Source organism: Micromonospora sp. RL09-050-HVF-A, assembly GCF_019374995.1.
GTDB lineage: Bacteria > Actinomycetota > Actinomycetes > Mycobacteriales > Micromonosporaceae > Micromonospora > Micromonospora antibiotica.
This window is the reverse complement of record NZ_JAGKQP010000002.1, coordinates 969,491-988,216: the sequence shown is the minus strand read 5'-3', so window position 1 is coordinate 988,216 and position 18,726 is coordinate 969,491. Positions and strand designations below refer to the sequence as shown.

Annotated in this window: 17 protein-coding genes and 1 tRNA gene; 12 read left to right on the top strand and 6 right to left on the bottom strand. The window is 74.6% G+C overall.

Annotation, left to right across the window (positions count from 1 at the left end; all coding sequences use genetic code 11):
- The first annotated feature begins 93 nt into the window (after window positions 1–93).
- A complete protein-coding gene (locus J7462_RS04645; protein ID WP_219462088.1) occupies window positions 94–1,257 on the top strand; it encodes a geranylgeranyl reductase family protein in 1,164 nt (387 codons plus the stop codon).
- 21 nt (window positions 1,258–1,278) lie between these two features.
- On the opposite strand, the gene J7462_RS04640 is transcribed toward J7462_RS04645, so the two are convergent.
- Window positions 1,279–2,313, bottom strand: coding sequence for an NAD(P)-dependent alcohol dehydrogenase (locus tag J7462_RS04640; RefSeq protein ID WP_219462086.1), 1,035 nt, complete (start codon window positions 2,311–2,313; stop codon window positions 1,279–1,281).
- 79 nt (window positions 2,314–2,392) lie between these two features.
- On the opposite strand from J7462_RS04640, the gene J7462_RS04635 reads away from it, so the two are divergent.
- The gene (locus J7462_RS04635; RefSeq protein ID WP_219462084.1) at window positions 2,393–2,569 is read left to right on the top strand and encodes a hypothetical protein; all 177 of its coding nucleotides are present in this window, start codon (window positions 2,393–2,395) and stop codon (window positions 2,567–2,569) included.
- Window positions 2,570–2,637: 68 nt separating this feature from the next.
- Here the strand turns inward: J7462_RS04635 and J7462_RS04630 are convergent, their stop codons facing one another.
- Complete coding sequence (locus tag J7462_RS04630) at window positions 2,638–4,440, bottom strand: bifunctional UDP-sugar hydrolase/5'-nucleotidase (protein ID WP_219462082.1); 1,803 nt, start codon at window positions 4,438–4,440, stop codon at window positions 2,638–2,640.
- A 234-nt stretch (window positions 4,441–4,674) separates the two neighbouring features.
- Between J7462_RS04630 and J7462_RS04625 the strand changes: the two genes are divergently transcribed.
- Entirely contained in the window at window positions 4,675–5,577 is a 903-nt protein-coding gene (locus tag J7462_RS04625) for an SDR family oxidoreductase (RefSeq protein ID WP_308290746.1), read from the top strand.
- A 77-nt stretch (window positions 5,578–5,654) separates the two neighbouring features.
- Here J7462_RS04625 and J7462_RS04620 read toward each other — a convergent pair whose 3' ends face one another.
- Both J7462_RS04620 and J7462_RS04615 read right to left on the bottom strand, forming a co-directional pair.
- Window positions 5,655–6,308, bottom strand: coding sequence for a nucleotidyl transferase AbiEii/AbiGii toxin family protein (locus J7462_RS04620; protein ID WP_208565889.1), 654 nt, complete (start codon window positions 6,306–6,308; stop codon window positions 5,655–5,657).
- Window positions 6,305–6,637: a hypothetical protein gene (locus J7462_RS04615; RefSeq protein WP_219462080.1), complete on the bottom strand. Its 333-nt coding sequence runs from the start codon at window positions 6,635–6,637 to the stop codon at window positions 6,305–6,307. The genes J7462_RS04620 and J7462_RS04615 overlap by 4 nt, the downstream gene beginning before the upstream one ends.
- 398 nt (window positions 6,638–7,035) lie before the next feature.
- On the opposite strand from J7462_RS04615, the gene fdh reads away from it, so the two are divergent.
- From fdh to J7462_RS04570, 8 genes are all read left to right on the top strand, one after another.
- The gene (fdh, locus tag J7462_RS04605; RefSeq protein ID WP_308290745.1) at window positions 7,036–10,341 is read left to right on the top strand and encodes a formate dehydrogenase; all 3,306 of its coding nucleotides are present in this window, start codon (window positions 7,036–7,038) and stop codon (window positions 10,339–10,341) included.
- 66 nt (window positions 10,342–10,407) lie between these two features.
- Window positions 10,408–11,424 (top strand): 4Fe-4S dicluster domain-containing protein, encoded by a 1,017-nt coding sequence (locus J7462_RS04600; protein ID WP_305072035.1) that lies wholly within the window; start codon window positions 10,408–10,410, stop codon window positions 11,422–11,424.
- Window positions 11,425–11,615: 191 nt separating this feature from the next.
- A complete protein-coding gene (gene nrfD / locus J7462_RS04595; protein WP_374197561.1) occupies window positions 11,616–12,608 on the top strand; it encodes an NrfD/PsrC family molybdoenzyme membrane anchor subunit in 993 nt (330 codons plus the stop codon).
- 45 nt (window positions 12,609–12,653) lie between these two features.
- Window positions 12,654–12,749 (top strand) — tRNA-Sec (locus J7462_RS04590).
- Window positions 12,750–12,771: 22 nt separating this feature from the next.
- Entirely contained in the window at window positions 12,772–14,070 is a 1,299-nt protein-coding gene (selA, locus tag J7462_RS04585) for an L-seryl-tRNA(Sec) selenium transferase (protein WP_219462075.1), read from the top strand.
- A gap of 1 nt (window position 14,071) precedes the next feature.
- On the top strand, window positions 14,072–15,832 hold the full coding sequence (gene selB / locus J7462_RS04580) for a selenocysteine-specific translation elongation factor (RefSeq protein ID WP_219462074.1): 1,761 nt from the start codon (window positions 14,072–14,074) through the stop codon (window positions 15,830–15,832).
- A gap of 183 nt (window positions 15,833–16,015) precedes the next feature.
- On the top strand, window positions 16,016–16,213 hold the full coding sequence (locus J7462_RS04575; protein WP_091240450.1) for a hypothetical protein: 198 nt from the start codon (window positions 16,016–16,018) through the stop codon (window positions 16,211–16,213).
- 142 nt (window positions 16,214–16,355) lie between these two features.
- Window positions 16,356–16,532 carry an amidophosphoribosyltransferase gene (locus J7462_RS04570; RefSeq protein ID WP_208565895.1) on the top strand — a complete coding sequence of 59 codons (177 nt, stop codon included), beginning with the start codon at window positions 16,356–16,358 and terminating at the stop codon, window positions 16,530–16,532.
- Between the two features lie 89 nt (window positions 16,533–16,621).
- On the opposite strand, the gene J7462_RS04565 is transcribed toward J7462_RS04570, so the two are convergent.
- A complete protein-coding gene (locus J7462_RS04565; protein WP_219462073.1) occupies window positions 16,622–17,278 on the bottom strand; it encodes a hypothetical protein in 657 nt (218 codons plus the stop codon).
- 139 nt (window positions 17,279–17,417) lie between these two features.
- On the opposite strand from J7462_RS04565, the gene J7462_RS04560 reads away from it, so the two are divergent.
- Window positions 17,418–17,618 carry a hypothetical protein gene (locus tag J7462_RS04560; RefSeq protein WP_208565897.1) on the top strand — a complete coding sequence of 67 codons (201 nt, stop codon included), beginning with the start codon at window positions 17,418–17,420 and terminating at the stop codon, window positions 17,616–17,618.
- 184 nt (window positions 17,619–17,802) lie between these two features.
- Here the strand turns inward: J7462_RS04560 and J7462_RS04555 are convergent, their stop codons facing one another.
- Complete coding sequence (locus J7462_RS04555; RefSeq protein WP_219462072.1) at window positions 17,803–18,684, bottom strand: universal stress protein; 882 nt, start codon at window positions 18,682–18,684, stop codon at window positions 17,803–17,805.
- Window positions 18,685–18,726 lie beyond the last annotated feature (42 nt).

Here is an 18,726-nt window from a genome sequence, read left to right as displayed (position 1 = left end):
GTGACGCGGTCTACCCACTGGCCACCCGACAATGCCTGCCGCACGGCCGGTCGTACCCCTCGGCGCGGGGCCGGGTGCCCTAGGCTGACCGGCATGATCATCTGGGATCTCGTCGTGGTCGGCGCCGGGCCGGCCGGGCTCAGCGCGGCCCGGGAGGCCGCGGCGGCCGGGGTGCGGACGCTGGTGCTGGACCGGGCCGTGCACCCCCGTTACAAGACCTGCGGGGGTGGCCTGATCGGCACCTCGCTGTCGATGGTGGCCGGCCGCATCGAGGTGCCGGCGCACGACCGGGTCGACCGGGTCACCTTCACCCGGGACGGCCGGTGGGGCTTCACCCGCCGGCACGGCACACCCCTGGTGACGATGGTGCGCCGCGACGAGTTCGACGACCGGCTGCGCGCGGCGGCGGTGTCCGCCGGGGCCGAGGTCCGCGAGGGCGTCGCCGTGCGCGCCCTCGACCAGGACCCCGACGGGGTACGCGTCAGACTGGCCGACGGCACCACCCTGACCGCCCGCACGGTGATCGGGGCGGACGGCTCCGCCGGGGTGACCGCCCGGCACGTGGGCGTCCGGTTCCGCCAGGTGGATCTGGGTCTGGAACGGGAGTTGCCGGTGTCACCCGCCGAGGCGGCCCGCTGGCGGGGGCGGCTGCTGCTGGACTGGGGCCCGTTCCCCGGCGCGTACGGCTGGGTGTTCCCCAAGGGCGACGTGCTCACCGTCGGGGTGATCGGTGCCCGCGGCGAGGGCGACCGGACCCGCGCCTACCTGCACAATTTCCTCGACCGGTTGGGCCTGGCTCAGGTGGCGGCCGAGCACGACTCCGGGCACCTGACCCGCTGCCGGGCCGACGACGCGCCACTGCGCCACGGTCGGGTGCTGGTGGCCGGGGACGCGGCGGGCCTGCTGGAGCCGTGGACCCGGGAGGGAATCAGCTACGCGCTGCGGTCCGGGACGCTGGCCGGTGCGGCGGTCGCCGCCGGTGACCTGGACCGCTACCCCCGGGACGTGCACGAGCGGCTGGTGCCGTCGATGCGCGCCGGGCACCGGTTGCTGCAGACCTTCGCCCGTCGCCCCGAGGTGTGCCACGCCTTCCTGGCGACCCCGGCCGGCTGGGCGATGTTCGTCCGGTTCTGCCAGGGCCGGTCCAGCTTCGACCGGACCCTGGACCGGGGGCCGGTGCGCGCGACCCTGGCCCTGCTGGATCGGCTGCCCGCCCGGGGCGGCGGGCAGCCGCCGGCCCCCGGCGTCGGCCGCTGACCGCACCACCTACGCCGCCGCTCAGGGCACGATCACCGCGCGGCCGTGGATCTCACCCGCGCGCAGCAGGTCGTACGCCTCCGGGGCGCGTTCCAGCGGAAAGGTCTGCACGTCGGCGGTGAGCAGCCCGGCCCGGCCCAGGGCGATCACCTCCTGGAGTTCGGCCCGGGTGCCCCAGAACGGGACCTCGACGCTGGTCTCCAACGGCACGGTGGGCGGCTCGTCGGCGACCGGCCGCACCGGCATGGTGCCGCCGCCCAGGCCCACCAGCAGCAGCCGGCCACCGGTGGCCACGACGTCACGGGCGGTGGTGAGGGTGGCGTCCACCCCGACACAGTCGATGACCACGTCCGCGCCGTCGGGTGCCGGGCCGACGAGCTCCCGGATCCGCTCGACGGTGTCCGGGCCGGCCGGCACCACGTGGTGCGCGCCGACCCGGGTGGCCAGGTCGAGGGCGGCGACGTTGCTGTCCACCGCGATGATCCGCACGGCGGTGGTGGCGGCGAGGATCTGCACCGCCATGTGCCCCAGGCCGCCGATGCCGATCACCACGACCGACGTCCCGGGCCGCAGCACCGGCCGGGCCAGCTCGATCGCGTGGTAGGGGGTCAGCCCGGCGTCGGTCAGCGGCGCGGCCTGGGTCAGCTCCAGGTCACCGACGGGCAGCAGCCGGGAGGCGGGCACCACCACGTGCTCGGCCAGCCCACCGTCACGGCTGAGCCCGATCCCGCCCACCGGCACGGTGCGGCACTGGTTCTCCCGGCCCCGCAGGCAGCCCCGGCAGGTGCCGCAGCCGATGATCCCGTAGACGGCGACCCGGTCCCCGGCGGACCAGCCGGTGACGCCGTCGCCGAGGGTGTCCACGGTGCCGGCGATCTCGTGGCCGAGGGTGATCGGGGTGGGGAAGACCCCCGGCCCGGCGTCGAGGATGTGCAGGTCGGAGTGGCAGGCGCCGACCGCGCCGACGCGTACCAGCACCTCGCCGGGGCCGGGCGTCGGCGTCGGCACCTGCACCTGTTCGAGCACCCCGGGGGCGGTCATCCGTACCGCACGCATGGTTTCGTCCTCTCGTCGCCGACGGAACCGCCCGCTTACCCCTCCCGCCGGCCTTGATGCCGGGTGCACACTGAGCGTCATGAGCGAACCGTTCACCGACGAGCAGCACGCGTTGCTGCGGCACATGCGCTTCGGCGAGTTGCCGCCGCCGGTCCGACCCGAGGACCGGACGACGTCGACCGAGACCGAGCCGCCCCGCTACCAGCCCGACCCGACCCCCGGCCGGCACGAGCAGGACCTGCGTTCGGGCGGCTGAACGGCGCGACGGGCCCCGGGGTGGCACCCCGGGACCCGTCGGGTGTGGCAGTCGCCGGCCGGGGTGGCTCAGAACACCGGCACGCCGGCCCGGACCAGCCGCCAGTTCGGCACGAAGAAGTCGGCCGGGTCGATGGTGCCCCGGGCCTGCGCCCAGTCGATGAGCAGCTGACGGATCTCCTGCTGCGCGTTGTAGACCTGGGTTTTCACGATGCCGGGGAAGTTCCCGCCGCCGCTGCGCCGGTAGTTGTTCACCGCGACGACGAACTGCGCGTCGGCGGCGACCGGGGTGTCGGTGCCGGGCAGCACCAGCCGGGTGATCCGCTGACCGACCGGCCGGGAGACGTCGACGTCGTAGTCCAGCCCGGAGATCACGTCGTAGTTGTAGTCCGGCACGGCCGGGTCGCTGATCGTCGCCGGGTCGACCGGTGCGCCGACCGGCAGCGTGGTGAAGTACTTCGCCGAGAACTCCAGGTACGCCTTCACCTCGGCGCCGGTGAGCACCACCGCCTCCAGGGTGTTGTCGTAGACGTACAGCCCGGCGACGTCACGGATCCGCACGTCACCCTGCGGGAAGACGGCGGTGCGGCTGAACGGCGCGGCGATCGACAGCACCGGCAGCGCCGCGTACGGGCCACCGGTGAGCGCGGCGGTGACCACCTCGGTCTGGACGTGGTTGATGAAGTCCAGAATCGGGGTGTCCCGGTAGCGTGACTCGGCGGCGGACAGTTCCTGCGTGGACCGGGCGACCACCGTGTTGACGTAGCCGACCGTCTTGGCGTGCTGGCCCCGCACGGCGGCGAGCACCTTGGGGTCCTCGACCACGGTGTTGGTGTTGAGCATGGTGGCGCCCTTGCCGACGACCTTCCAGCGGCCCCGCTCCCGGGTCAGGGTGAAGTCCATCCGGGTCAGCCGCTGGCCCCATTTGGAGGGTTCGGCGGTGAGCACCTGCGCCCCGGTGGCGGTGTTCGTGACGAACTTCTCCACCACCTCGTTGTGGGCGTGGCCGAACAGGATCGCGTCGATGCCGGGGACCTGCTGGGCGATCAGCGCCACCGGGTTCTCGTTGGGCAGCTCCGGGCCGTAGCTGGAGGTGCCGCTGTCGCCACCGTGGGCGGAGACGATGACCAGGTCGGCACCCCGCTGCCGCATGACCGGCACCCACTTCGCGGCGGTCTCCACCATGCCCGGGAAGAGCAGTTTGCCCTCCACGTTGCCCTTGTCCCAGATGGCCACGCCGGGGTTGGTCAGGCCGAGGATGCCCACGGTCAGCGTCGGCGTCCCGGGCCCACCGGGCCGCACCCGCTTGAGCACGAACGGCCGGAACGCCGGCTTGCCGGTGCGGGCGTTCACCGCGTTCGCGGCCAGCGCCGGGAAGCCCAGCTGGTCGATCCAGGTCGCCAGCAGCGGCAGCCCGTAGTTGAACTCGTGGTTGCCCAGCGTCACGGCGTCGTACCGCAGGATGTTCATCGCGCGGGCCATCGGGTGCGTCGCGCCGGTGACGGTGATCGGCTCCTGCTTGGCGTAGTACGTGGCCAGCGGGGTGCCCTGGATGGTGTCGCCGGCGTCGAGGACCAGGGTGGCCCGGCCCCGCCGCTCGGCGCGGATCTGGTTGACCAGGGTGGCGAGCTTGGCGATGCCGACGTCGTTGTGCTTGCTGTCGTCGAACTCGGCGTCGCGGTAGTAGTCCCAGTTGTAGACGTTGCCGTGGGTGTCCGAGGTGCCCAGGACGGTCAGGTCCCAGGTCTTCGCACCCTGCGGGCCCTGCCGCTGGGCCGCCTGGGCGGGCCCGCCGGCGATCAGCGGGGCGGTCGCCGCGGCGGCGGCGACGGCCAGCACCTGGCGGCGCGACGCGCCGGAGGAGGAGGTCATGAAAAATGCCTTCCATCGGGGGTGGACGCGCCTCGTGGGGCGCCGCTGCGCACCATAACGAGCAGCCGTCGCTCCCGCCACAGTGGTCGGGGGTGTTTCACCACACCGACCCCACCGGCCATCTCCCTGTCACATCCGGTTCCACCGTCGGGTCCGACTGTTGTTTCCGGCGTACCGGTCGGGGTAGGTCAGCCAGGGACCCAGAACGGACCAAACCAGGCAGGGAGCGGCACGGTGAGCCAGGACCAGTACACCCCGCAGGACCCCACCGAGCAGTACGGCCACCAGGATGGTCAGCCGGCCCAGCAGCAGTCGGCTCCCGGCCGGACCGACCGGATGGGCCCGGCGCCCGACCACGGGGAGACGTCGTACCGGGGCAGCGACCGGTTGACGGGCAAGCGGGCCCTGATCACCGGCGGCGACTCGGGTATCGGTCGGGCGGTGGCGATCGCCTTCGCCCGGGAGGGCGCCGACGTCGTCGTCTCCTACCTCGACGAGGAGGAGGACGCCGACGCCCGGGAGACGGTGCGGCTGATCGAGGAGGCCGGCCGGCGGGGCGTGGCGGTGCGCACCGACCTGACCGACGAGCAGCACTGCCGCGACCTGGTCGACCGGACCGTCACCGACCTCGGCGGGTTGGACATCCTGGTCAACAACGCGGCCTACCAGATGGCCCAGGACGACGGCATCACGTCGATCAGCACCGCGCAGTTCGACCGGGTGATGAAGACCAACCTGTACGCCATGTTCTGGCTCTGCCGCAGCGCCGTGCCGCACCTGAAGGAGGGCGCGACGATCATCAACACCACCTCGATCCAGGCGTTCGACCCGTCGCCGCCGCTGCTGGACTACGCCACCACCAAGGCGGGCATCGCGAACTTCACCAAGGGTCTCGCGGCGCAGCTCGCCGACCGGGGCATCCGGGTCAACGCGGTCGCCCCGGGCCCGATCTGGACGCCGCTGATCCCGGCGACCATGCCACCTGCGAAGGTGGAGAAGTTCGGCACCGACACCCCGCTGGGCCGGGCCGGGCAACCCGCCGAGTTGGCCCCGGCGTACGTCTTCTTCGCCTCCCAGGAATCCAGCTACGTCACCGGGGAGATCCTCGGCGTCACCGGCGGCCGCTTCACCAGGTGAGCTGCCCACCCGCGCGCACCCGGCCCGGCCTGCCGACCGCCGGCCCGCGCCCCGTGGCACGGGCCGGCGGCGGACGCTCAGCGGGGCCAGCCGGCCATCCGGCGGCGGACCTGCGCGATCTGCGCCGGGTCCAGGCCGTAGCGGGCGAGCCGGCGGTCCGGCAGCCGGTCCAGGTAGCGGCCGGCGGCCCGGACGTCCTCGTCGACCAGCGCCGGGTCCACCTGCCGGGCCAGCGCCAGCAGCTCGTCGACCGGGTACTGCGCCAGCGCGGCGGCGACGTCGATGTAGTCGCGGGCCTCCCGGCGGTTGACCAGGGCGGCGGTCTTGTTGGCGATCAGGTCGCGCAGGTCCATCACCGGGCCGAGGTCCATCACCACCGGTGAGCGGTACCGGTCGAGCCGGGCCAGGCTGAGCCGGATCCGCCGGTCGTCCCGGCCGACGACGAAGTCCCGGATGTCCCGGTCGAAGCCCTCGAACAGGTCACCGAGGTCGCTGTCCGGGTCGGCCGGCGCGACCGTGTACCCGGCCTGTTCCAACGCGGCGCACACCTCCGCCGCCGCCGCGGCGGCCGCCCCCTCCACGTCGGCGAACAGGTCGACGTCCTCGGTGGGCCGGGTGACCAGACCGTGCGCCGCCCAGGCCACCCCGCCGCCGAGGACGAACCGGTGCGGCCCGGCCGCGGTGAGCGCGACCCGGGCGACCTCCCGGTAGAAGTCGTGCAGGTGGGTCACGCGGTCCGCAGGCCCCGGTGTCGGCTCTCCCAGGCCGCCCGTACCCCCCGGGGCAGGTTGAGCCGCCGCCACACCCGGCGCAGGGTGCGCCCGTCGATCAGCGCCCGCAGGTCGTCGGCGCGGGTGGTCTCCCGCAGCACGTTCTCGTACAACCAGAGCAGATCGTCCGGTTCGGCCAGGTCGAAGGTGCGTTCGCTGCTCCACATCAGCCGGACCGGCAGCTCCACCACCCCGCTGGTGGGGCCGGTCAGCTCCGCCAGGGTGCGCGCCACCACCACCGGTCGGCCCGGCCGGGCCAGGTGGGGGGCGGTCGCCAGGGTGGCCTGCATGGTGTCAGGGTAACGCCGGTTCGACCAGCTCAGGTACGTGGCTTCCGACGAACCGCCGCCGCCGGTGCCCGCGCCCGGGCCGGCCCGGCCGGGCGCGACGGGGGCGCGGAAGGGCCCGGCGGGGTAAGCTGGCGGCAGGAGCGTCGGTGTGTCCAGTGTCCCCGGGCCTCACCTGAATTGCCGTCGCGGAGTTCCGTTCGGCTGGAGCCGCGTTGCGCCACGCGCCGAGAGGCGACATGCACATCGGCGCTCCGCCATCGCGATACGGCGCTGCCCCCGACCGGACCGGTCGGGGGCAGCGCCGTATCGGTGCGTGGAGATCCCCGCACCGGGTCGCATCCTCCGCCGCGCTGGCCTATGTTCAGAGGGTCGGATCATGCCGGGGAGGGAGGAGCGCAGTGGGTCTGCGTACCTTCATCGCGGGCTGGCCGGTCTACCGCCAGCTCACCGGCACCGACCCGCTCGGCCGGGGCGCGGCGGCGCAGTCGGACCGCTCCGCCGGGCTGACCGCCCGCACCGAGACCGCCGACCGGGTGGCCCGCTCGGTCTGCCCGTACTGCGCGGTCGGCTGCGGGCAGCGGGTGTACGTCTCCGACGACCGGGTCACCCAGATCGAGGGCGACCCGGACAGCCCGATCTCCCGGGGGCGGCTCTGCCCGAAGGGCTCGGCCAGCAGGAGCCTGGTCACCAGCCCGCTGCGGCAGACCACGGTCCGCTACCGGCGACCGTATTCCACCGAGTGGGAGGACCTCGACCTCGACACCGCGCTCGACATGATCACCGACCGGATCCTCGCCGCCCGCGAGCAGACCTGGGAGGACGTCGACAGCGACGGCCGGCCGTTGCACCGCACGCTGGGCATCTCCAGCCTGGGTGGGGCGACGCTGGACAACGAGGAGAACTACCTCATCAAGAAGCTGTTCACCGCGATGGGGGCGCTCCAGATCGAGAACCAGGCCCGCATTTGACACTCCGCCACCGTCCCCGGTCTGGGGGCCAGCTTCGGTCGCGGTGGCGCGACGGACTTCCAACAGGACCTCGCCAACGCTGACGTCATCGTCATCCAGGGCTCGAACATGGCCGAGGCCCATCCGGTGGGCTTCCAGTGGGTCATGGAGGCCAAACGGCGCGGTGCGAAGGTCTTCCACGTCGATCCCCGGTTCACCCGCACCAGCGCGGTCGCCGACACCTACCTGCCGATCCGGGCGGGCACCGACATCGCCCTGCTCGGCGGCGTGGTGCGCTACATCCTGGACAACGAGCTGGACTTCCGGGAGTACGTGCTGGCGTACACGAACGCGGCGACGATCGTCAGTGAGCAGTTCGCCGACACCGAGGACGGCGACGGCCTGTTCTCCGGCTACGACCCGAACACCGACAGCTACGTGGAGACCAGCTGGCAGTACGCCGGGCACGAGGGGGACTCCGGCAACGGGCACACCGCCAAGGAACGCGACGGCGCGGCGGGCCTGATCCACGAGTCGCACGGCGCGCAGGTGCACGGGCAGGCCGAGCGGGACGAGACCCTGCAGCATCCGCGCTGCGTCTACCAGATCCTGCGCCGGCACTTCGCCCGCTACACCCCGGAGATGGTGGAGCGGGTCTGCGGCATCCCCCGGGACAAGTTCCTGGAGCTGGCGCGGGCCTGGACGGAGAACTCGGGCCGGGACCGCACCGGCGCGCTGGTCTACTCGGTGGGCTGGACCCAGCACAGCGTCGGTGTGCAGTACATCCGCACCGGGGCGATCATCCAGTTGCTGCTGGGCAACATGGGTCGGCCGGGCGGCGGCATCCTGGCGTTGCGGGGGCACGCCAGCATCCAGGGCTCGACGGACATCCCGACGCTGTTCAACCTGCTGCCCGGTTACCTGCCGATGCCGCACCACGCCGACCACCCGACGTTCGACGACTGGGTGGACAGCATCCGCCACCCCGGGCAGAAGGGTTTCTGGGGCGACGCGCGGGCGTACGCGGCAAGCCTGTTGAAGGCGTACTGGGGGGACGCGGCGACCCCGGACAACGACTTCTGCTATGACCACCTGCCCCGGATGACCGGCGACCACGGCACCTACCAGCAGGTGCTCAACATGATCGACGGCAAGATCAAGGGGTACTTCCTGCTCGGCCAGAACCCGGCTGTCGGCTCGGCGCACGGGCGGGCGCAGCGGCTCGGCATGGCCAACCTGGACTGGCTGGTGGTCCGCGACCTGTTCATGATCGAGAGCGCCACGTTCTGGAAGAACGGCCCCGAGGTGGCCACCGGCGAGATCGTCCCGACCGAGTGCCGCACCGAGGTGTTCTTCCTGCCGGCGGCCTCGCACGTGGAGAAGGAGGGCACCTTCACCCAGACCCAGCGGCTGTTGCAGTGGCGGGAGAAGGCCGTCGAGCCACCGGGCGACGCCCGCTCCGAGCTGTGGTTCTTCTACCACCTGGGGCGGCGGCTGCGGGAGCGGCTGGCCGGTTCCCCCCACCGCCGCGACCGCGCCCTGCTCGACCTGGCCTGGGACTACCCCACCGACGGCCCGCACGACGAGCCGAGCGCCGAGGCGGTGCTGCGCGAGATCAACGGGTACGACGTGTCCACCGGCCGTCCACTGTCCTCGTTCACCGAGGCGAAGGACGACGGCAGCACCGCCGTGGGCTGCTGGATCTACTCCGGCGTCTACGCCGACGGGGTCAACCAGGCCGCCCGCCGCCGGTCCCGGCACGAACAGGACTGGGTCGCCGCCGAGTGGGGCTGGGCGTGGCCGGCGAACCGGCGCATCCTCTACAACCGGGCGTCGGCCGACCCGCAGGGCCGCCCGTGGAGCGAGCGCAAGAAGTACGTCTGGTGGGACCCGCAGGCCGGCGAGTGGACCGGTCACGACGTGCCGGACTTCGAGCGGACGAAACCGCCGACGTACCGGCCGCCGCAGGGGGCGTCCGGCCCGGCGGCGCTGGCCGGCGACGATCCGTTCATCATGCAGGCCGACGGCAAGGGTTGGCTGTACGCGCCGAGCGGGGTGCTCGACGGTCCGCTGCCGACGCACTACGAGCCGGCGGAGTCGCCGCTGCGCAACCCGCTCTACGGCCAGCAGGCCAACCCGACCCGCAAGGTGTACGCCCACCCGGTGAACTCGGTGAACCCGAGCCCACCGCAGGAACACAGCCAGGTCTTCCCGTACGTGTTCACGGTCAGCCGGCTCACCGAGCACCACACCGCCGGGGCGATGAGCCGTACGGTGCGTCCACTGGCGGAGCTGCAACCGGAGATGTTCGTGGAGGTGTCCCCGGAGTTGGCCGCCGAGACGGGGCTGACCCACCTCGGCTGGGCGCACCTGATCAGCGGCCGGGCGGTGATCGAGGCGAAGGTGCTGGTCACCGACCGGCTCACCCCGCTGCGGGTGGACGGTCGGATCATCCACCAGCTCTGGCTGCCGTACCACTTCGGCTACGAGGGGCTGGTCACCGGCGACTCGGCCAACGACCTGTTCGGCATCACCCTGGACCCGAACGTGCTCATCCAGGAGAGCAAGGTCGGCACCTGCGACGTCCGGCCGGGCCGGCGACCGACCGGCCCGGTGTTGCGGGACCTGGTCGAGGACTACCGTCGACGGGCCGGGATCGTGCCCGGGGAACGCCCGCCGACGGTGACGACCCCGGTGCTGCGGCCGGCGGGTCGCAGCGACGACGGGCCACGGGAGAAGGGCGCCGACCATGCCTGACGGCAACAGCCTCTACGGCCCGCTCGATCCGGCCCCGGACGCGGGCTGGACGGCTGCCGGCCCCGGATGGGGTTCTTCACCGACACCAGCGTCTGCATCGGCTGCAAGGCATGCGAGGTGGCCTGCAAGGAGTGGAACGCCGTCCCCGAGTCCGGCTTCGACCTGCTCGGCATGTCGTACGACAACACCGGCGCGTTGACCGCGAACTCCTGGCGGCACGTGGCCTTCGTCGAGCAGCCGGTGCCGGCCGGGCACCGCACCGCCCCGTTCGCCGGGAACCCGACCGGTGCTTCGGCCGGCGCGACGTCGGCGGCGGTCGCCGCCGGCACGACCGGCACCAGCGGCACCGAACCGGGCGTACCCCCGGGCGACGCCGACGCCGCCGCCCGGATGGCCACCGCGCCGGGTGGCACCGTCGGTGCGTCGGCGGGTGGCGCCGGCGGCACGGGCACCCGGTTCCTCGGCATGCCCGGGGCCGCGCCACCCGGCCGGGACACCGGTGTGGAGACCCGCACCGACTTCCGCTGGCTGATGATGTCGGACGTCTGCAAGCACTGCACCCACGCCGCCTGCCTGGACGTCTGCCCCACCGGGTCGCTGTTCCGCACCGAGTTCGGCACGGTGGTGGTGCAGGAGGACATCTGCAACGGCTGCGGTTACTGCATCTCCGCCTGCCCCTACGGGGTGATCGACCAGCGTAAGGGCGACGGCCGGGCGTGGAAGTGCACGCTGTGCTACGACCGGCTCGGCGCGGGGATGACCCCGGCCTGCGCCCAGGCCTGCCCGACCGAGTCCATCCAGTACGGCCCCCTCGACGAGCTGCGGGAGCGGGCCGCGCAGCGGGTCGCCACCCTGCACGACCGGGGCGTCCCGGAGGCCCGGCTGTACGGTCACGACCCGACCGACGGCGTCGGTGGCGACGGCGCGTTCTTCCTGCTCCTCGACGAGCCCGAGGTGTACGGCCTGCCCCCGGACCCGGTGGTCACCACCCGGGACCTGCCCCGGATGTGGCGGCGGGCGGGGCTCGCCGCGTTGGCCATGACGGCGGCGGCCGTCGCCGCGTTCGTCGGAGGGTCGTCGTGACCGCCGGCCGGATTCCGGTGGGGGAGCGGTTCCGGGGCTTCCGCGCCCGGCTCGCCGCCGACGGTGTGTTCCGGCCGCAGCGCTCCTCGGTACGGCTCGGCCACGGCCCGAAGGTCGGTGCCGGACCGGCCGAGGGTGCGCACCCGGCCGGCGCCCCGGGTTCGGCCGACGCGCCGGTGCCGCCCCGGGACGTGCCGCCGGTGGCGCGGCGGCGTGGCCGGGGTGGGCGCGGCGGCGAGGAGCTGCGCGTCCCGGAGGCGGAGTTCACCTCCTACTACGGCCGGCCGATCCTCAAGGCCCCGGTGTGGCGGTGGGACATCGCCGCTTACCTGTTCACCGGTGGGCTGGCCGCCGGGTCGTCGTTGCTGGCCGCCGGGGGGCAGCTCACCGGCCGGCCGGCGTTGCGGCGGGCCGGCCGGGTCACCGCGTTGGGCGCGGTCACCGCCAGCGCGTACTTCCTGGTCAACGACCTGGGCCGGCCGGCCCGGTTCCACCACATGCTGCGGGTGGCGAAACCGACCTCGCCGATGTCGGTGGGCACCTGGATCCTCACCGCGTACGGCCCGGCCGCCGGGCTCGCCGCCGTCGCCGAGGGCGCCCGGCTGCTGCCCGGGGGCGGGGTGTCCGGACTGGCCCGTCGACTGCTGCCGCCGGCCGGGCAGGTCGCCGGGCTGGCCGCCGCCGCCGTCGCGCCCGCGCTGGCCACGTACACCGGGGTGCTGCTGGCCGGGACGGCGGTGCCGTCCTGGCACGAGGCGTACCCGGAGCTGCCGACCATCTTCGCGGGCAGCGCGCTGGCCAGCGGCGCCGGTGTGGGATTGCTCGCCGCGCCCTGTGCCCAGGCCGGGCCGGCCCGCCGGATGGCGGTGGCCGGGGCCGCCCTGGAACTGTGGGGTGCGCACTCGGTGGAAACCCGGCTGGGTCTGCTCAGTGAGCCCTACCGGCTGGGTAGGGCGGGTCGGCTGCTGCGCGCGGGTCGCCTGCTCACCGCCGCCGGGGTGGTCGGGGCGCTGGCCGGCCGGCGCAGCCGGGTGGTGTCCGCGTTGTCCGGCACCGCGCTGCTGGCCGCTTCGGTGGCCACCCGGTTCGGCATCTTCCACGGCGGGGTGGCCTCGGCGCGGGACCCGAAGTACACGGTCCTGCCGCAGCGGGAACGGATCCGTCGCCGGTCGGAGCAGGTCTGACACCTCACCGCGCCGTCGGGGTGGCGCTGTGGTTGACTCGGGGGCGGAGGCGTTCAGGCGGCTGGTGCCCCTCCCAGCCTTCAAAGCTGGTGTGGTCCGGGATCCGGGCCAGGCGGGTTCGATTCCCGTCCGTCTCCGCCAACCACCGGGGGAGCTGACACGCATGGGCGAGGCGGCGGTCGATCCGCGACGGCGGGTGCCGCGTACCGACGTGCTGTTGGCCGATCCGGCGGTGGCCGCCGCGGTGGCCACCCTCGGCCGGGCCCGGGTGAAGGTCGCCGTCGCCCGCGCCCAGCAGCGGGCCCGCCACGGTGAGATCACCCCCGACGAGGTACGCGACGCCGTCCTCACCGACCTGCCCGCCCCCGGGCCCCGGGCGGTGCTCAACGCCACCGGGGTGGTGCTGCACACCAACCTCGGGCGGGCCCCCCTGTCCCCGGCCGCCGTCGACGCGCTGGTCGCCGCCGCCGGCTGCACCGACGTGGAACTGGACCTCGGCACCGGTCGGCGGGCCCGCCGGGGCCGCGACGCACTCGCCGCGCTGGCCGCGGCGGTGCCCGACGCCGCCGCCGTGCACGTGGTCAACAACGGCGCGGCGGCCCTGGTGCTCGCCGCGACCGCGTTGGCCGCCGGCCGGGAGATCGTGGTCAGCCGGGGTGAACTGGTGGAGATCGGCGACGGGTTCCGCCTGCCCGACCTGCTGGCCAGCACCGGTGCCCGCCTGCGCGAGGTCGGCACGACCAACCGCACCACCCGCGACGACTACGCCCGGGCGGTCGGCCCGGACACGGGTTTCGTGCTCAAGGTGCACCCGTCCAATTTCGTGGTCACCGGGTTCACCTCGGCCGTCGGTGTCGGTGACCTGGCCACCCTCGGCGTGCCGGTGGTGGCCGACATCGGTTCCGGCCTGCTCACCGCCGACCCGTTGCTACCCGCCGAGCCGGACGCGGCGGGCACCCTGCGCGCCGGGGCGCACCTGGTCACCGCCAGCGGCGACAAGCTCCTCGGCGGCCCGCAGGCCGGGCTGCTGCTCGGCGACGCCGACCTGGTCGACCGGTTGCGTCGCCATCCGCTGGCCCGGGCGCTGCGGGTGGACAAGCTGACCCTCGCCGCGTTGGCGGCCACCCTGCACGGGCCGACCACCCCCACCCGGGCCGCCCTGCACGCCGACCCAACCGTGCTGCGGGACCGCTGCGAACGGCTGCGCGACGCCCTCGGTGCCGAGGGACACAAAGCCGAGGTGGTGCCCAGCGTCGCCGTCGTCGGTGGGGGCGGCGCCCCGGGCGTCGAGCTGGACTCGTGGGCGCTGAGCCTGCCCGAGCGGTACGCCGCCGCCCTGCGGCAGGGCGACCCGCCGGTGCTGGGCCGGGTGGTCCGGGGCCGGCTGCTGCTGGACCTGCGCTGCGTACCCGCCGACGCCGACGACACGGTGCGCGACATGGTGCTGCGGGTGGCCGACTGAGATGCACGTCGTCGCGACCGCCGGGCACGTCGACCACGGCAAGTCCACCCTGGTCCGGGCGTTGACCGGGATGGAACCGGACCGGTGGGCCGAGGAACGCCGCCGGGGGATGACCATCGACCTCGGCTTCGCCTGGACCGCCCTGCCCACCGGTGACACGGTCGCGTTCGTCGACGTGCCCGGGCACGAGCGGTTCGTACCGAACATGCTCGCCGGGGTGGGACCGGTGCCGGCGGCGTTGGTCGTGGTCGCCGCCGACGAGGGCTGGATGCCGCAGTCGGCCGAGCACCTGGCCGCCCTGCACGCCCTCGGGGTGTCCCACGGGCTGCTGGTGGTGACCCGGGCGGACCTGGCCGACCCGGGACCGGCGGCGGCGCAGGCCCGTGCGCGGCTCGCCGCGACGTCGCTGGGCGCGGTCGAGTCGGTGGCGGTCAGCGCCGTCACCGGTGTCGGCCTGCCCGAGCTGCGCGCCGCCCTGGGCCGGCTGGTGGCCCGGCTGCCCCCGCCGCGCACCGACGGGCCGGTGCGGCTGTGGATCGACCGGGCGTTCACCATCCGGGGCAGCGGCACGGTGGTCACCGGCACCCTCGGCGGTGGTGAGCTGCACGTCGGTGACCAGGTGGCGCTCGCCACCACCGGCGAACCGGTCCGGGTCCGGGGCCTGCACCGGCTCGGGACGGCCGCGTCTCGGGTCGCCGCGGTGTCCCGGGTGGCGGTCAACCTGCGCGGGGTGCCCCGGGACCGGCTCGGCCGGGGCGACGCCCTGCTCACCCCCGGTGAGTTCCACCGGACCGACCTGCTCGACGTGCGGTTGGCCGGCGACCCGGCCGGTGACCTGCCGGTCACGCTGACCCTGCACGTCGGGTCGGCGGCGGTGCCGGCGCGGGTCCGTCCGCTCGGCGCGGACACCGTGCGGTTGCGGCTGGCCCGTCCGTTGCCGCTGCTGATCGGGGACCGTGCGGTGCTGCGCGATCCGGGGCGGCACCACGTCTGCGGTGGCGTGACCGTGCTGGACGTGGCACCGCCACCGTTGAGCCGACGCGGTGCCGCCGCCGCCCGCGCGACCGTCCTCACCGACCTGGACGGGCAGCCCGACCTGGCGGGGGAGCTGCGCCGCCGCCGGCTCGTCCGGGCCGGTGAGCTGACCCGGATGGGAGTCACCGGCGCAGTCGCCCCGGTCGCCGGGGACTGGCTGGCCGACCCCGGGCACTGGCGGTGGCTGGGCGGACGACTGGTCGAGGAGGTGACCGCCTGGGTGGCCGCGCACCCGTTGGAGGCGGGCGCCCCGGTGGAGGCGCTGCGGCAGCGCCTCGGCCTACCCGACCGGGCCCTGGTGGAGGCGTTGGTCCGGCCGCCGTTGACGCTGCGGGCCGGCCGGATCGGCACCGGGGCGTCCGGCGGCCTACCCGAGCCGGTGGCCCGCGCGGTCGACCGGGTCCGCAGCGAGTACGCCACCCACCCGTTCCGCGCGCCGCAGGCCGACCGGCTGGCCGCGCTGGGCCTCGGCCCCCGGGAGGTCGGTGCGGCCGTGCGGGCCGGTGCGTTGCTACGGCTGGCGGACAACGTGGTGCTGCTGCCCGACGCGGCCGACGAGGCGGTGAGGGTCCTCGCCCGGCTGCCGCAGCCGTTCACCCTCAGCGCCGCCCGGCAGGCCCTGGACACCACCCGTCGGGTGGCGGTGCCGCTGCTGGAGCTGCTGGACCGCCGTGGGGTGACCCGCCGGTTACCTGACGACGCCCGCGAGGTGACCGGGACGGGTTGACCGGTGGGCCGGGCCCGCCGGCAGCCGGCGCGGGTCGCAGCCGGCGGCGTTCCCCGTCGACCCCGGTGCCGGGCGGTGGCCCTGACCCGACGGTGGCGCTGAACCTGCCCCCGCCGGCCGGCCGGACCGGGCACACCGGCGAACCGCCCTCCGGGTGGCTCCGGGTCGCCTACCGTGACGCCCATGGACCCTTCGGCGGTCTGGCGGGACCGGAACCATCGCTGGCGGATCGAGGCGTACCGGGCCCCGGACCTGCGGTTCGCCATCTTCGCCACCAACGGCCCCACCGAGAGTGCGCCGCTGTGGTTGTTCGGCATGGCCGCGTTGGCCCGCTGGTTGATGACCCACGCCATCTCCCTGGACGACCTGGAGACCGACTGACCGGGCGGACCCATCCCGCCCCGGCGGTCGGCGCGGTGGACCCGCCCGGTCCGTCGGCGTCGCCCGGAAGGGGGAACCGGGTCTGATCGCCCGGCCCGGCAGGGCGGGTGCTCGTACGGTGCGGGGCGTGAAGGACCGAGGAATGCGGACGTTTCTGGCGGTGGTCGCCGGCCTCGCGGTGATCTACTTCGGGGTGACCGGGCGGAGCTCCACCGAGGACGGCGGTGGGGTCTCCGGCGGGGTGGTGCTGTTGGCCCTGCTCGCCGCCGTGCTGGTGTGGTACCTGACCAAGCCGGCGGGCAACAAACCGGTCGACTGACCGCTGCTCCGGTGGCCCCGTGCGCCACCCGGCTCGTCCAGCGCGATCAACGTCTGCGGCGGCGACGGGATCGCGGCGGGGGCGACCGGTCAGCGGGTCGCGGCGGCGGTGCGGGTCACCTCACCGGCCGACTCCTCCCCGAGGGCCACCCGGACCAGCGCCGACGCCAGCCGGCCGAAGTCCGGTTCGGCGACCAGCCCGGCCAACCCGTGCGGGTCGGCCGGTAGGCCGAGTCGTTTCGCGCCGGCCAGGGTGCGCCGGTCGGCGTACGGACGCACGTCCGGCCAGACCGTCTGCGCCTCCCGCAGGAAGATGTCCGCCCCGGTCGGGCCGATGCCGGGAAACTCGGTCAGCCGCCGTCGCAGCGCCGCCGGTTCGCCCCCGGCCTCCCGGTGCATCCGCCGCAGGTCACCGTGCCAGCGGTCCAGGCACAGGCGGGCCGCGGTGCCGAGCATCGTGGCGGTCCGCTCGTCGTAGCGGCGGTAGTTGCCGCGACCCAACGCGTCCACCCGGTCCTGCCATGGTGCCGCCTCCATCGCCTGCGGGGTACGCCACCCGGCGGCGAACAGTTCCCGGGCGGCGGCCACCGCCACCTGGGCCCGGATCCGGGTGCTCAGCAACGTGGTGAGCACCAGCAGTTGGTAGAGCGGGCCGGGCCGGTCGGCAAGCGTGATGCCGGCCTCCTCGGCGTAGGTGCGGCTCTGCCGGTCCAGCAGCGTCCGGGCCAGCCGTCGATCGTCCCCCATCACCCGGTACTACCCGTCCTGCCGCAGCTCACCCCTGGCCCCCCGGGGTCGACCTGCCGGGGCCCGCATGCGGCTCCCGGTGCCGGGTAACCGCTGCCGGGCGCGGAACACCGTGCCCCCACCCGGGAAGGAGACACCCGTGACGAACGTGCAGCAGCCTGAGATGCGCCGCAACGGGAACAACCCGACCGTGCAGGACAGCGCGGGGCCTCCCGCGACCGGACACCCCGCCAACCGGGGCACCTCGCGCGGTGACCGGGGTCGCCCGACGCCCCGTGGCCAGGCGTCCCCGTACGGTCCGGGCGCGCAGACCGCCGACGACGACAGCGACCGGGGCTGACCACCCCGACGGCGGGGCCCGTGCGGGTGCCGGTGCGCTGCCGTCACCGGGCCCGGTTCCACCCGCCCGGACCGGGCCCGGTGCGCTGCGGAAGGGCCGTGATCGGATCGGCACTCCTCTGTGGCGTGTCGCCCACGTTCCGCAGTCTGGTCACGCGCCGGGCCGGGTGTGCCCGGCGGTGCCGTCAGGTCGGGGTGCGGACCACGGCGACCGGGCAGGCGCTGTGGTGCAGCACCCGGTGGCTGACCGAGCCGAGCAGCAGGCCGCCCAGCTCGCCGTGACCCCGACCGCCGACCACCACCAGCTGCGCCCGGCGGGACGCCTCGGTGAGCGCGGCGACCGGCCGGGCGTGTACGGGCTCCCGGTCGACGGGCACGTCTGGGTGTCGTCCGGCGAGCCCGACGAGGCACCCGGCGAGCACGTCGTCCTCCTCGTCGCGCAGCCGAGACTCGTCGTACACCAGGGGTTGGATGTCGCCGGGGCGGGTGGAGGCCGGGTGGGTGTAGGCGTGCAGGGCCCGCAGTCGGACGCCCCGGGCGGACGCCTGCGCGGCGGCGAAGTCCACGGCGGCGCGGGAGGCCGGCGAGCCGTCGACCCCCACGACCACCGGGCCGTCGGGGTGTTCCTCGCCCCGGGCGACCAGGACCGGACAGTCGGCGTGCGTGGCGACCTGGATCGCCACCGAACCGACCAGCAGCGCGGTGAATCCGCCGAGGCCCCGGTCACCCAGCACGATGACCGCCGCGCCGGGTGTCTCGCCGAGCAGCACCGCCGAGGCCTCACCGTCGATGATCTCTCCGGTCACCCGGACGCCGGGCTGCGCCGTGCGGGCTTCGGCCACGGCCGCCTCCACCAGGTTCTGTGCCTGCTGGCGCAACCCGCCGCCGGGTGGGTTGCCGGCGAGCGGGTCGATCGGCACCCGCAGCAGCGGCCAGATGAAGCCGTGCACCACCCGCAGTGGCCGGTGCCCCCGCACCGCCTCGGTCGCGGCCAGCCGGACGGCGCGTAGCGCCGACTCCGAGCCGTCCACGCCCACCACGACCGCCGCGCCGTTCGCCGAGTTCACCCCGCGCACCTCCCGCCCGCGCCAGTATCACGGCCGGGCGGG

Excerpts from the sequence above, each read along its gene's own strand:
- J7462_RS04645 (WP_219462088.1), top strand. The coding sequence starts at position 94 with ATGATCATCTGGGATCTCGTCGTGGTCGGCGCCGGGCCGGCCGGGCTC.
- J7462_RS04640 (WP_219462086.1), bottom strand. The coding sequence starts at position 2,313 with ATGCGTGCGGTACGGATGACCGCCCCCGGGGTGCTCGAACAGGTGCAG.
- J7462_RS04635 (WP_219462084.1), top strand. The coding sequence starts at position 2,393 with ATGAGCGAACCGTTCACCGACGAGCAGCACGCGTTGCTGCGGCACATG.
- J7462_RS04630 (WP_219462082.1), bottom strand. The coding sequence starts at position 4,440 with ATGACCTCCTCCTCCGGCGCGTCGCGCCGCCAGGTGCTGGCCGTCGCC.
- J7462_RS04615 (WP_219462080.1), bottom strand. The coding sequence starts at position 6,637 with ATGCAGGCCACCCTGGCGACCGCCCCCCACCTGGCCCGGCCGGGCCGA.
- J7462_RS04600 (WP_305072035.1), top strand. The coding sequence starts at position 10,408 with ATGGGGTTCTTCACCGACACCAGCGTCTGCATCGGCTGCAAGGCATGC.
- selA (WP_219462075.1), top strand. The coding sequence starts at position 12,772 with ATGGGCGAGGCGGCGGTCGATCCGCGACGGCGGGTGCCGCGTACCGAC.
- selB (WP_219462074.1), top strand. The coding sequence starts at position 14,072 with ATGCACGTCGTCGCGACCGCCGGGCACGTCGACCACGGCAAGTCCACC.
- J7462_RS04575 (WP_091240450.1), top strand. The coding sequence starts at position 16,016 with ATGGACCCTTCGGCGGTCTGGCGGGACCGGAACCATCGCTGGCGGATC.
- J7462_RS04570 (WP_208565895.1), top strand. The coding sequence starts at position 16,356 with ATGCGGACGTTTCTGGCGGTGGTCGCCGGCCTCGCGGTGATCTACTTC.
- J7462_RS04565 (WP_219462073.1), bottom strand. The coding sequence starts at position 17,278 with ATGGGGGACGATCGACGGCTGGCCCGGACGCTGCTGGACCGGCAGAGC.